2 protein-coding genes are annotated in these 15,543 nt (G+C 43.2%); both read right to left on the bottom strand.

The features are described from left to right. Positions 1–9 precede the first annotated feature (9 nt). Complete coding sequence (locus KKB09_06445) at positions 10–2,592, bottom strand: hypothetical protein (GenBank protein MBU4300830.1); 2,583 nt, start codon at positions 2,590–2,592, stop codon at positions 10–12. Between the two features lie 100 nt (positions 2,593–2,692). Further along, positions 2,693–15,543 (bottom strand): DUF87 domain-containing protein (locus KKB09_06440; protein ID MBU4300829.1); only part of this gene is annotated, 12,851 nt, incomplete at its 5' end.

Genomic DNA, 15,543 nt, shown 5'->3' with positions numbered 1-15,543 from the left:
ATCTTGTATCTAACCCATCATTAGCAGCTTCTTTGTATTTTCGTAAGTCTCTTTTGAAATAAGCCCTTGCTTCAGCGATTCAGTGAGTTCTGCAAGCAGTGGATTTGTTTCATTTTCGCCTTTTTTTGCCGGCGCGTTTGCTATTTCTTTTGCAGCTTCGGCATTTTTCTGCGGCGAAATATCCTGTTTTTTTGGCGTTTGCGCATTCTGCGCGCCGGCTGATATAACACTTTTTATATCTGTAATCTCTTTTGCAGGAACAAACAGGCCGTGGGATGAGCGAAGAGATTTTCTTGATGTTTGGGCTGCGTTATTTGTGGCTGTTTTTATTTTCTCTTTTGCAATTGCGCGATTTTCGAGCCTCACTGCACGCGAAGATGCTATTGTTTTTTTCGCGGTAGATTTGGCTGCATGATGTGCATGTCTTTTTGCATGCATTTTGTTTTGTTTTGATGGCGCCACTTTTTTCTTTAGTTTCTTTTTTAAAGCTGCTTTTTTTGCGCGAACAGCATTCGGACGCTCAATTTCATTTGCGCGCAAAAACATTCGCGTTGCGCGCTCCACTTGTTCATTTTTCTCTTTTGTTTCGCGTGCCTTTCGAACTATTTTCTGTTTGTTATGTTTCGCCTTTTTGGATTTGGCGCGCCATTTTTCTTTATGTTTTGTATCGGCGGCGGGAACGGGCACATGTTGCGCAAACGTTTCATCTTTATTTTCTTCTGCAACTGTTTGTTCCATCATTTCTTTTTTTATTTCCGGCAGCGGTTCTTTTCCCGCTTCATTAATTATCTCTGTTTTTTCAGGTGCATTTTCATAACTTTTTGGATTAGCCGATTTTGCATTTGAATGCTTTTTTCCCTGCGTTTCTTTTTTCTCTTTTGCGTCAGGGCTTTCAGCTTCGTTTTCTTTGTCGGACTCATCATTTTCTTCATCAGTTGTTTCTTCAACATTTTTTTCATTTTCGGTTTCAGCTGCTTCTTCAGCTTCTTTTTTGGCAGCTTCATCTTTCTTTTTGGATTCTTCAGCATTCTTTTTTGCCGCAGTTTTGATTGCGTCCATGTCTTTTGACATCGCATCAACCAATGATGGGTTCTGATTTTTCGTATTTGACGCAGCATCCTTTTCTTCATCGGCAGGCGCGATTTTTTTCACAGCGTTTGCGATTTTCTGCTTTATTTCTTTGAGCCGTACGCCATTCTTTTCCCTTATTGATGCGTATTCATCGTCGGTGATTTGCTTTTTTTCATGTTCGTATTCTATTGAGGAAAGAAGCGATTCGATATCTTCCCGCTCAGTCTGAAGCGCCTGGATTTCTTCCGGAACTTGCGCCTCTGCAAATGGCACTACCCTTTTCAGCGTCTTTTTCAGCTCTTCCATTTTTTTTTGGATGTCTGTGATGTCTTCTTTGGTAGTGGTCAGATCCTTTTTTTCCGCATAGGATTCAAACTTCAGCGAAAGTGCGTCGAAGTTTCGTATCATGTCGTTGACAATTTCGCTTATATTGTCCTGCCTGGCTTCGTATATGTTGAATTTTTCAAGCCGCTTGTTTATATCTATGAATATCTTTTCGACTTTTGAAGACAGCCTTTCTGTGGCGGTGTTTATTTCGCGTATCTCTTCGAATTTTTTCGTAACTTCATGGTTTACATCTGCCACATTTTCAAGCCCTCCAATGCTTTTGAGCAAAGCATTTATTTCATTAACTGTCTTTATGAGGTCGTTTGTTTTTACTTCCAGCTTTTCAAGCCGGACTTCAATGTCCGAAGATGTCTTGTCGCGTTTTGAGAATTCTTTGCTTATTTTTTGCGGCTCGACGTCATCAACCATTTCCTTCAGTTTAGTAAGCTTCATTTCCTGCTCTTTTAAATTTGCCTCGCGCTGAAATACGTTTGACCTGAGTTCGGCAATTCCTTCAGTCAGCATATGTATTCTTTCTTCAGATGATGCGCGTGTCTCTTTAATAGCATCGATTGATGCCTTTATGCGCTCAAGATCCACATTGAATTTTTCCTGGAATTTTTGGAGCTCAAGCTGCACAGTCTGCGAAATATATGCGGGATCTTCCGGCGACCTTTGGGAAGACGGCATAAATTGTTGTTTCAGTTTTTGCGTGAATGATATTGGAGTGCTCGGTGCTGGCGGGGCAACCGGCGTTTCTTGGGCAGATTCGTTTGTTTCTTGTGTTTCTATCGGCGGAGTAAAAACCGGCGCTTGTACCGGCGGCGGAACCGGTGCGGGTTTTTGGGCTGCTGACGATAGTGTTGTAGCGGCTGGCGTTGCGGAGGCTTGAGGCTGCGAAAGTGCTGATGCTGGAGCGGCGGAAGTGCTCGCGGCAGGCTTTTGCGCAGCGGAAAGTGGCGCAGGAATATCTTCGTCCTTAATTCCCCAGTCTTCAAGGCGCTTTCTTACTTCACCGAGCTTTTTTGTGTTTGCGTCCTTTGTCTGCTTGTAGCTTTGTTCAGTAATTTCCGCAGATCTGTACTGGTTCTCAAGGTTCGCAAGAAGCTCTTTTATCTGCTTGCATCTTTCTATCAGCTCGTCGAGGCTCATCTCGTCAAGTTCGTTTGTCTTTTTGCTCTTTTTTTCCGCCATTTTTAGCCATCTCCATTAATTTTTTGCCATTCTATCTGGGCTAAAAATCTTGAAAGCGCATTTTTGCAAACGCTTTCAAGATATTATCGCCCTTTTTACTCTATGCTCCGCCACCCATGGAACTCAGCCTTGCTTTAACTGATTCCATGTAGGTCTCCGCCATCTTAAACATTCCCTGTTTTGTTTTGTCGCGCGCCATATTCAGTTCAAGCTCTATATCATATGTGTCGATACCTCGCGATTTTAGCGCCGCTATCTTGGTTTCCATATTCAAGATATTCTGCTTTATGTTCGTATATGTGGTAAGCTCTTCTTCGCTCAGCCTGCCTGTGTCGTGAAGCAGCGGCCTGAACTGTATGAACCACGGCTTTCCTTCATTGAATTCCGGGTTCTGCAGGAGCCCTGCGCCAACTGTTAGCTTGACAACCCGAAGCGCGTAGTCTGTTCCGTATCTTTGCTTGACACGATTTATGTCTCCATTGTACTTGGTTCGCAGCTGTATTTCGTTTGCAATGTTTGCCCTGATTGAACCCTTGAAGTCTGAGAGGACTTGTGATATCAAGAATAAGCCGATGCCCCATTTACGGAATTCTCTGCACCCTCTCTCAAGTTCTACATATCCGCCTTTGCCTCCGTACTTCGGAAGCAGCCTGTGCATTTCGTCGTAGACAACAAGCACTTTGAGCGTATTTGCCTCAGGCCATTGTATGCTGAATATTTTTTGGATAGTGCGCCTGACAAACGCGTCGAGTTCTGATGAGCGCAATTTGCTCATTATAAATACTGTGATTTCTCCGGGTTTCATGTATTTGCGTAGGTCTATTTCATCATCGGTAAGGCTGTTCGCGCTGTTGACAACTATTATATTTGTTTTGAATGCCTTTGCATCCTCCGGCTTGAGGCCGTATTTCGCGTAAAGTTCAATCATGTGCGGGTCTTTACATGGCCTGATGAAACCGGACCATTGTGCTGTCGGGTCGAATACTACGACAGGTATTCCGCGCTTGAGAAGTTCTTCTGCAGTGACCATTGCAGTTACGCTCTTTCCTGAACCTGTACCCCCTGCTGCTATTGAATGCATTGTCAGGTTCTTGATATCAAGGTATGAATTAATGTCTGTTTCTGCAATCTTTCCAACCTGCAGGCTTTTATCGCCTTTTTGCGGCAGCTTGGCGTAGTCCATCGGGAATATATATCGCGCATCTCTTGCTTTCTTGTCCTTATATGCATTGTAGGCGCGCCTTCCAAAATAAATTCCCGGAATTACTATTAGTAATATTATATACGTCAGCCAGCTTGTGAATAGCCTTCGCAGAATAATGACTGGCCATGGCTGCATGCTTACGTCAAAGGTCGCAGCAGAGCCGGCGTATTTTACTCCGTTCGCATAAGTTGCGTTTGCATCAATTACGTAGCGCGCCTCTGCGGTACCATTCGGTATTCTTATAGTCTTTGTATAGGTGAGCGTCTGATTGACTGCAAGAGTTTCTTTATCAGTTGTCAGAACAGTTCCATCCTGGAGGTTTTTCACAACATAATTCATTATTATGTCTTCTACAGATGCAGTTTCTCCCATGTTTTTGATAGTTACAAGGAATTGTGCATCGTCTCCGGGCCTTACAATGTCTGAAAGCATTTTTAGTATTACGTCAAGCAGCGGCTCTTCCTTTAGTTCAATCTTTATTGTAATCGGCGTCCTGTATGTCATATTTCCTGTTACTGCAACAATATCTCCGGTATATATTCCGGGCCGTGTTGATGGAAGCGCATATGCTTCTATCTTTACGTTTTCGGTTGATTTTGGGCCTAAATCGAAATCAGTTTTTTCAATTTTTATCAGTTCCCAGACAAGCCCTTCAACAGTTAATTTTGAATTTATTATTTCGTTTAGGTTGTTCTTTATTTCTATTGAATGGATTTCCCGCTCTCCAGGAGCAAGCGTTATGTAAAGCAGGGTTGACTTTATTTCAATTGGCACGTTGTCAGTGGTTGTTCTGTTATCCGGTTTAATTGTTGCGACAGGAACTCCTGCAGAGCCTCCGCCGCTGCTTCCGCCGCCTCCGCTAGTGCCTCCTCCTCCTCCTCCTCCTCCACCGCCTCCGCTAGTGCTTCCGCCGCCTATTATGGGCGGTATTTCCTGGCCTTCAGGAATCGGGCAGTCTTTCGGGCAGTTTGCATTCGATTCTCCGTAAATTGATTCGCACATTTTGTTTCCGCAGATAAACTGCGATAGGGCATATGCTCCTGCAGATGCCTGAGTATTTAGCATTACTGTTCTTGTGAGCGTATCAACAGAGCTGTTTTGCCTGAACCACGTTCCAGTGCATCCAATCTGGTTTGTCCAGTTGCCGCAATAATAAACCTGCACATCATTTGCGCTTACTCCGATGTATGGCGAATAGTCGAATGTTATATTCATATATTGCGCATTCATTTTGCTTGTTACATAAACCGCCTTAAGCGGCCCCGAACCAATGAGCGACAAAGGTATGTTTCCAAGCGATACGGGATCGGTAATTCCTTCTGACGGCATATTAAAGTTCTTGAATTTCATGCTGACATTTAGGGCGTCTAAAAGAACATCATACATTCGTACAAATGCGCTTTGATAGTAATATCCTGTTATGTTGTTAGTTGCAAAGCTGTGCAAAAGCGTGCCAGTATCATTTTTATACATCCTGAAATTGCCCGGAATTGGTGCCGTGCTGTTCGGGCTTTCTATGTCAAGCAGGTATCCGCTTATGTAAGCCGGATTATATATGTCGAATGTCGTATTTGTGGTGTTCATATTTCCTGAAAGGTCATAGCCCTTTGCAACAATTCTATATGTTCCAAGGAGTGATGTATTGCTATAATTATAATTGAATCTATACAAGTTTCCGGAAGAACCCATCAATGTTGCATTAACACTCTGCAATAGGCTGCTTGGATCTGTTATTTCAAGCAATGCGTTTCTCACGCCGCCGGAATCAGTAATGTTTACATATATCGGCACTATTGAGTTGCGGTTTGCTGCAGTGGGCGCCGAAAGAGATATTAGAGGCGCTGCAGAGTCCACATACACAATAGCATCTTTCTGAATGCCTTCAACCGATATGTTCTTTGTGGAGTAGAATGCCTTTGCAATAAGCGTGTGTGCAGCGCCTTCCATTATTGCCGGTGCTGTAAAGTTTATTGTCCAGAGCTTTGTTGTGTTTGAGTAGTTGGCGTATGTTGTGTTCACGGTTACAAGCGAGCCTTCGTTTGTAAGATTGATCTCCCAGGTCACATTTTCATACAAAGGCTGCAATGAATAGGTGAGGTTTATTGTGGTTTCTACAGTGTTTCCGCTTGATACATTTATTTTTGGAGAAGCGGTAGTTGGCGATACAATATACAAATATATTGGCTGCACAGTGATATTTAGGAGTGTCGACTGGTTCTGCGGAACTGCGGTTGAATTGACTGTCCTGAAATAAGCGATATAATTTTCAATTGCACTTACCAGCGGGGCAGTGTAGTTTACAGCCACTGTCGAATAAGTTCCAACCGGCAGGTTTATTGTGCTGGCATTTACTGTGAATAGTGTTGTATTGGTTGACAGCGATTGCAAGACAACCGGAAGATTGCCTATGTTTGAGACCGTCACAATTCCGAATGTTCCGTTAGTGCCTGCCGCGACTTCCATTTTTATTGATGTCGGAGAATGCCTCCACGTAAGGTTTGCAGGAACAATTACTGAGATGTTTGCTTTTATACTTGATGTGTCGGAAGACACATTTAACACGCCGTTATATACTCCGGGAATATATCCTACTGGAATAGATGCATTGATGGTGATGTTTGAAGCATTTCCCTTTACAAGAGATGCTATGTACTGTGGGTTGAGTGACATGTTGAATGCAGTGCATGCAATACCACCCGTGCAGTTTATTTGTATGTTTTGTGCAATGTCGTTTCCGGTTGAATTCAAAACAAATGTGTAATTGCCGGAACTTCCGCTTTCAACATACATCGTAAGCGGATCATCAATAACATCCAGTGCGGGATTTGAAGTCACAATTATCTTTATTTGTGTTAGGCTCCAATCGGTTGTATTATCGAAGTTTGTCCAGTTTGATGTGAAGTTTATGTAATATGTGCCCATGGAGTCGGGTGCAATCTGAAGCATTGTCGTATTGCTATATGCATTGTCTTTTATGATGTTTCCGGCAGTGAAAAAGCTGTCCGTTACGCTCCAGTTTTCAGGAACGCTTATTGTGGTGTTTGCGTTCAGTGCCCGTGAATAGCCGATATTTCTTATGCTGAAATTGAACGAAACATTTACTCCGGACGCAAGAAGAACCCCGCCTATTGATGAATTCGTTATGTTTGTTTCTGCCAAAAGCGTAGTGTTCATCATCACGCTGACATTATACTCCTGCGTGCATCCTTCAAGCCCCATAACATCGCTTGCGCATATTCTGATTCTGTGTATTCCTGTTTCATTTTCGCTGTAGTTTGTGAAAACTTCGGGGCCGTTTGTATCAAAGTATTTTATGAATTCTGTTCCGTTCGGCTTTGTCGCGTTTATCCATGCTGACGCCACAGCCACATTGTCTGTTATTCTTGCGGTTATGTTTGTGTATTCTGTGCCCGCCTCATAGCCCATCGGATTAATGATGACATTTGATATTGTCGGCGGTGTGTCGGTTACATTCAGCCACATGTCTGTTATGTATTCCGGCGGATTTGCCGATGTGTTTCTTATCAGAAGCTGATAGTAATACATGCCCGGTGTCTGGCTTATCGGAATTGTGTAATTCAGCGAAATATTGACTGATGAAAGGACATTTAATGTGAATGCCAGCGGAGCAAATGAAACAAGCGCGCTTCCGTTTTGTGATTCATATAGCTTGAAATCTATCTTTTGGTTGCCTATATGCGTTGCAACTATATTGCCTACTGAATCGCTTGAATTTACCAGTGCGAGTATTGTTCCGAATGTCGCCGGATTTCTGGTCCATGAAGTGTTGAGCGGAACCGTAAGGTTCATGATTATCCAATCAACGCCGGCATCTGATGATGCAAGCACGGATGTCCAGTAGTTGCCGGGCGGCTGCCCAAACGGCACTACAACAGTTATGTCTGTTGTGAAATTGCTTCCTGCCGGAAGAGTTCCCCATAGGGGCTGGCTTATTGTGATGTTGCATCCCGGGCATGATGTTGCAAGATTTCCGCCCACGGTGTTTATGGCTATGTTGTCAACAGGCCAGTTTCCTGCAGATATTATTGTTAATGTTCCTGCTTTGGTTGTCATTCCATGCGGAGTGTTGTTTATGAGAGATGGCTCATATATATCAATTATTGGATTTGCCGAGATTATTACGTCTGTTATATTTTCGACATTTTCAAGCGTCAGATCCGGATTGCGCCAGGATGTTGTGACTTTTGAATATATTATTTGTGGCGGCGTTGCCGGGGGTACAGTTACAAGGAACGCGCGCGAGCAATTCTGGCCTGTGCTGAGGTTTCCGCAAGAGTATTGCGTGGTGTTGTAGGATAAGACGCCCGGCGGGGAATCAGACATGGTCAGTGTTACATTATACGCGTTTGCAGGCCCGAGATTAGTTGCATTGGCTTCAATTACAAATTGTGCCCCGTTTGATTGCGTTATGCCGTTTATTACTGCTTCATCGGTTTGAACAGAAGTCATGTTTATTTTTCCCCATACAGTAAAGTTTCCCGCATACGTTGCATTTAAGTTGCTTTCGGGCGGCGAATCCCACGCCATTATTGTCACTGAATAATTTCCTCCTATGGGCGGCAGGTATTGGACTGTGTATATGTTTTGTGATATATTTGCCATTGTTCGGTTTATTACGCTGCTGTTGGGTAAAACTATTCTTGCGATGACTGAAGAAACATTTAAATCGTCAGTAACATTTGCAGTTATTGCTGTTGAGTTGAGATTTGCTTCAATGCTCTGGTTTGGCAGTATGCTTGTATTCGTTATTGACGGCGGGTTTGTATCCTGCACCATTATTGTTGCAGTTGCACTTTTAATATTCGGCGAATAATACATTGTTGTATTCTCAGTTATGTTGCACATGAAGGTTATGCTTCCTTTTGAATCCGGATACCATGTAGTGCCTGCAATGCCGAAATTATCTGTTGCATATGTTCCGTTGAAGATATAACTTGAGCCGTTCCAGTACCAGAAATTGACATCATATCCCTGAATGACACTTGCTGACGTGTTGTCTGTTACGCGGCACTGTATTTCAAATGGAACCGGATATGGCTGCAGAGAGCTGTCCGGCGGGTACCACCAGTTTACGTCAGCAAGACCGTTTATTCTTAGGGATATATTTGACGCTGCCTGTTGGTAATATGATTTCGTTGCATTCGCGGTCAATTTTCTGCTTCCTGGCGTTTGCGACGATAGCGAAAACGACGCGTTTTGTCCGCTTGCAACATAGTTTGTATCAATATACCAATTTACAGTTGCGTTATCAATATAGCCGTTTTCATTCCATATATCGGACGTTACATTGAGCGTCGTCGATTTACCCCACGACGAATCGTTTGCTGGCTGTGTTATGTTTATGAATAGTACTCCTGTCACAGTGATGTTGGTCTGATTTGTTATGGATGGCTCAAGTCCTGTCTTGGTTGAGTTTATATATATTATGTAAATTCCCGGAGTTGAATTGTCTGGCGCATTATATGTTATGAAGCAGTTGCCACTCGGATTAGTCGTGCAATTGCCGATAAGTTCGGTTGAATTATAGAATGTGACGTTTGCCCCGTCTGCAGGCCCTATAACTGCGTCATAGATAGTTACTGATATGTTTGTTTTGTACGGGTTATAGGAATCATTCCTGAATATTGATGAGTTGGAAAGCGATAGGGACTTAAGAACCGTGGATCTGTTTATTCTCACATTGCTTTCAATTTGCGGAATTGACGGCGTATAGTATTGGGCGTTATCATTTGAAATTATACACGTTATATTATACCATCCGAAGTTTTCAGATGCTGTGGACCAATTCCATAATGCAGTTCCGTTTTCATTTGTCATTGCAGAGGTCTGCAAACTTCCGTTTTTGTAATAGCTTACGTTGTAATTTTGAAGATATGCAGTTGTGTTGGCATCTATTACCATGCAATATGATTCAACATACTCACCTGCAAGATAGCTTGAGCTGTTTGAGAGGCTGGTGTAGTTTATCTTACTCCATCCATATATATAGACTTGTGTTGAGTTTGTTCCGTTGTCATAGTACTGTTGCGTTGCGTTTGTTGTTATTGTTTCAGGTCCTTTTGCATAAGTTACAGGAACCTTCCATGTTGTATTATATCCTATTGCAATCTGCTTTGGAGTGCTATTGTACCAATATATTGTGGCGCCGGTAATTGCGCCGTTGCAGTCATTAATTACTGTGGTATTCAAAGGCGTTGTGGTGTTTCTGTTGATGATTGCATTTGTTGTCGGATTTACGTGGTTGCTATATAGCTGGCCCATGACAGTCAGCGTTGCATTTGTGGAGTTTACTTTTTGATAGCATGCATCCTCAACTGCCAGCTTCCATTTTTGCACTCCTGTGGATATATCGCATTGTGGATCGTAATTTATATTGCAATATCCGTTTGATGTTGTGCACGTCTGGTTTGAGCTGAAATTATTTCCGTCCGACGTTATCCAAATATTTCCTGCAGTATTATTTTGATAAACTCCATAATCGCTGTCATAGATTCTTGCTTGGAGGAATGCCGTTGTTGTGCCAAGCCTCCTTACACTGTCGTTCCCCCCTAATGTTGGTATGGTTATATTGTCATAGTCGAGAGTGAAATTAAGTATTGGCGTTTCGTTGCTGAATCCGAACACGCTTGCGGATTTTATCTGGTAATAATTACGTCCCGAAGGCGGCGTCAAGTAGTCATTGCAAGTAAATCTTTCGTTGAAGTAGACCCACTGGTTTACCGGTGTATTTACTAACTGCCAGTTGACAACGTTCCATGAAATGTTGTCAAGGCTTTTCCAGAGGGATACATTGTTTGTTGCAAGGTCAAGGCTTGTCAGCCTCACGCTGAATTGATGGTTCTCACCCCATCCGCCGAATGTCGGGTTTACTGAAGGGAAATCCAGCTTCGGCGTTGTGCCTAAGAAGAACCTGTCTGTGCCCGGTGTTGAGCTTTGCACATAATAATTCTTTGAAACTGTTGCCGTGACATTGTACCATTTATACGGCTTGTTTGTCGAATCCCATATGCATATATACGTTCCGTTGCTTTCGTTCCATGCCCAGTTATCTTGTTTGCTGCAGTAGTATGTGTTTGGCGGATTTACTAAGCTGTTTATAACTGTTGCATTTTCGACTGTCTGGCAATCATCAATTACAGATACATTTATTGGAATCTTGTCCCCTCTTAAATATCCCTGGTCATGCAGGTTTGTTATGTTCGGCATTAGGCTTGAGTTTATAATTACGGAATACGCGGTTGAATTTGCATCTTTGTAGCAGACGTCATTGAATGTGCCGCCTTTCCATTTTTGAATTCCGACAGAATAGTCGCATTTTTGCCCGCCATCCGGCAGCTGCTGCATGAAATAATATGTTATTAATCCGCCGGAGCTCATTGTGTCTTTTCCGGCATCAAAAGAGCCTGGGTTGCTTGCATTGACAGTCACCCAGAAGCGCGAAGAGCTATCGCCTATTGTTATGTTTTTTCTGTCAGTGTCGGTTATATTGAGCGTAAATGTTGTATTATATGTGCCGTTTCTCCACGCGAACGAATTGTCGCCGCTCACAAGAGCTATTTGTACATCGTCTTGTTCTATTGTGAAATTCTTTGGTGTTGTAGATACTATATCTAACGGGTTGTGCGTGTCTGTTGCATCAAAATAATATTCCCACGTTCCTATGGCGCAATAAGGCACGGTGTTCCAGTAAATTACAACAGTTTGATTTATCGGGGCCGATATAATTGTTGAGTTTTTTGCCCCACCCCATGAGCCGCCTGCAGTATCTCTTGCATATAAGTTTACAGTAACATTATCAAGGTCCTCATCAGTAAGGTTTACTTTAAAATAGAATGTTTCGCCCCAGCCGCCCGGATTTGTGATTGCTGTTTCGTTTGTTAGAACAGGCAATGTTTTGACAAAGAAATGGCTTGCATTTAGTGACGTTCCATTGTGGTAGTATTGCATCCATGAGCGCATTGTTGTGTTGTACCATCTCGCTTTCATGTCTGTTGTGTTTCTTGTGCATTCATAATACCCTTCCGTACCGGGACCGGTTACGCAGGAATAGTTGTTGATTCCGTTTTCATTATGGAAAATTATTTCATTATTTACGCCGTCAAGGCCTTCGGGCACGCAATCGCTTTGTATAGTAGCTACAGAGTTGCTTTTTATCGTGATGTTTTCTCCTCGCAGGAATTCTGTTCCGATATCCGGGATTTGTATAGTGTTTATCAGGCTTCCAATTACGGTTGTAGTGAGATTCTGTGACAGGTTTGTTGCAACATAGCATCCGTCAATAATGCCGGCAGCCCAATATTCCGGACCCACATCATATTTTGTCGGGCTGCATGTCGGGTCGAAATCATAATTTGCATATCCCGAAGAATTGGTCGCAATATCAGTTCCCGCATCATATACGGCACCGTTTTTAGTTACCCAGAATTTTATGTTTGATCCAGTCAGTACCGGGATGCTTCCTCTATCAGTATCTAGGGCGCTCACAATGAAGCGCGTTGTTTCGGTTCCGGACCTATTCACAACAGAATTGTTTCCGTAGAAATAAGATATCGAAACAGAATCTTCTGTCAGGTTCGGGCCAGAGATTACGCTTGTGTTCAGCAGGTTTGTTCCGTCATATATCTGGAATTTGTAGCTATTGTCTGTTCCCATTTCGCCGCAAGCAAAGTTTGAAACTGAAAGCGTGCAGTTTGCACGCCCTTGGGCTGGCTGAGTTTCTATTGTTGTGCTATTTTTCAGCACCCACCCGGTTGATTCTGATGTGTTTACATATAACGCGCAAGTTATGTTGTCTTTTTGCGCGTCATATATTTCTGCGCGGTATGTATATACACTCCCCCAGCCTTCGGATTCGGGGGAAACTGAAAAGTTTTCTACATTTGGAGGCGTGTTGTTCATATAGAATTGGCTATTCCACGTAGTTGTATTGAAATAATAATTAGTTCTGCTCGAATTCATCTGCACATTATAGTAGCCTCCATAGTGGAATTCCGTGTTCCATGAGCAGTTATAATATCCGTTTCCTTCATTGTTTATTGTTGCCGAGCAGTTTTCCCATACGGACAGCGGGCTGCTTAATTGTATGCTGATTGCAGAGTCATTCACCAATTCGCTGCAGTCTGTTGTTGAATTTGTCCGTATTGTCACGTTTGTGCCTACTGCGTATACGGAGCCGTAAGGCGGTAAATCAATGCCTTCTTTAAGCTGGCCGGTTATGGTGAACGTGCCGGATGATGAGTTGGTGTCTACAAAACAGGTGTCGTTGTCCATTCCTCCGCGCCAGTCCTGGGCCCCGACTTTATATAGCGGAGCGCATTCGGGATTGAAATCAAAACTCAAATAGCTTCCGGAATCCGTATACATAGATCCGTTTGCTACAGTCCATACATTGCTTCCGGAGCCGTTTGTAGTTACAAACATTTTGCCGCTATATCCTTCAGGTATCCAGTTGAATGCAACCGAGTCGTTGTCAGTGTCTCTGACGCGCACTTTCAGGTTTGTTGTTGCAGGGCCTTCTCGGTCAACATTGCTTGCAGGTATTAATTGGACAAATACGGCATCTTTTCCTATTGTAAAGCTTGCATTTTGCGTTTCATTAGTATTTCCCCATCTGTCCGAGACATTGAATTTGTAATAATTTGTCCCGATATCTGCGCACGTGAATCTTTGTTCAAATGAAACTGTTGTAAACAGCGGGTTGTTTATTACAGTGGTTGAATTTATAAGCGCCCACCCTGTTGAAGTATGCCATTTCCATAAATAAACCGTGTCTGTATCATATCCTGCTTCATCGTCCTTTACTTTCACAGTGAATGTGTGCCTTGTTCCCCATCCGCTTGTTACCGGGTTGCTTGATGTCCAGGTCATATCCTTTATTTCAGGAGGGTCTGTCAGGTTGAAAGACGGCGACATTGTTGTGATATTTGATATGTTGTAATACTGCTTTGAGGCATACATGCTTGTATTGTATTTGCCGTATTGCCCGACACTCCATTCTGGAGAAACCGGGGTAAGCGTGCAGTTGTACCAGCCGGCGCCCTCGTCATTTATCATTCCTGCAGTACAGTTCTGGTAGCTCTGGCCGTTATACGCCGAAAGGCTTGTTGTCGAGCCGTTTACAAGGCCGCAGTCGTCGGTTACATTGCCGCGCAAAGTAATGTTATCTATATCTCTTCTAAACATTGCATCGTTTGGCTGCTCTATTGCAGCAATTAGCGGGGCTGTGGTTATGTTAAGGCTGTATATTGAGCTGTTTGTGTTTACATAGCAGGAATCGTCAGTTACCCCGCCCTTCCAGCCATGTATCCCTATAGAATATTTCGGGGTGCATCCTGGGTTGAATGTTTTGTTGAAGTGGCCAGTTTCGTTAGTGTATAGGTACGCTCCTTCAAGGTCAATATAGTTAGTGCCCGGGCCACTTTGCGTTACCCATATTTTTGTAAGTGTGTAGGGGATATCGACATAAGCGCTTTTGTCGTTGTCAAAAAGGCGCAAAGCCAGATTATAGTCTCCGACTGGCCGGTATATAGATATATTGCCGTCTGTTGTGATGTTGTCTATTGCTTCAACAAGGATTGTATCTTTTGTAAGCGTCATATTCTTTTTAGCAATTTCGCTGATATATTTGGTGTCTGTTGCATTAAACGTATATTCTCTTACTGGCTGAGACTGGTAGTTGGAGCAAAGATAGCTTTTTGTAAAGTTCAGGGTTTGGTTTATGCAAGGCGATGCGCATGTTTTTATTCCCGATGACACCCAGCTTCCGCCTAATGCGCGCTCATAGAATGTGACCTCAACGCCGTCATAATCTTCGTCAGTGACATTCACAAAAAAGGTGTATGTCTTTCCCCATCCGCCGCCGTCAGGGTTTACGTTTGATGCAGTGATTACAGGGGACGTTTCTATGAAAAACGAGTTTGCATAGGTCGTGTTCGCGAAATTATAATATGTCTTGTTCGCAAATACAGTCGCATTGTAATATCTTGCAGGCATAACTGTAGGGCTTGAAGTATTGAATGTGCAATTGTAGATTCCTGTAGATTCATTTGCAATCGGCGAGCACGCATATAGTGTTCCGGCGTTTGTGCTTTTCGTTGCCATTGTTGTGTTGTCCATATTCCATAATGTTCCGCAGTCGTCAGTTATGTTTGCGCGTATCGTTATGTTTGAGCCGCGCAAAAATATCTGCCCGTTGAGCGGCTGCATGAGATTCGCATTCAGGTCGCCCCATATTTTAGTCGTATAATTTTCAGTGGTATTGCTGTTTGCGTATCTTGAATCAACAATGCCTGCCATCCATATCTGGATTCCTGCAGAATACGCGCATACTGGATTAAATGTTGTGTTGGCATACCCTGACGCATTTGTTTGCGTGATGTTGCCCGCATCGTAAGTCGCGCCGTCTGTCGTAATCCAGAACGAGACATTAATGCCGTTTACAAAGCTTTTGTTGTCCCTGTCATATGCCCTTACACCAAGCGATGCAAAACCGGCGCTTCTATTGACATTAGAATTGTTTCCAAACGAATAATTTAATTCGATAGCCGGCTTTGTTATATTAAGCCCGCCAAAAAGTGTCGTGTTTCTTGCGTTTGTCGTTTCTGCATCCTCAATCTGGAACAGATACGTTACGTTTTCGTTGACATCCGAAGGTAGGAAGTTCCAGACAACTATGGAGCAGTTTCCTTTTCCTCCGGCAAGGGTGTAATTGCCGCGGTTCACCCAAT

Source organism: Nanoarchaeota archaeon, from assembly GCA_018897155.1.
Classification (GTDB): domain Archaea; phylum EX4484-52; class EX4484-52; order EX4484-52; family LFW-46; genus LFW-46.
Note: the sequence above shows the minus strand (reverse complement) of the source record. Positions and strands in the feature narration are given on the sequence as shown.

What these genes read in the sequence shown, in the direction of transcription:
- KKB09_06445 (MBU4300830.1), bottom strand. Translation starts at nt 2,592, where the DNA reads ATGGCGGAAAAAAAGAGCAAAAAGACAAACGAACTTGACGAGATGAGC.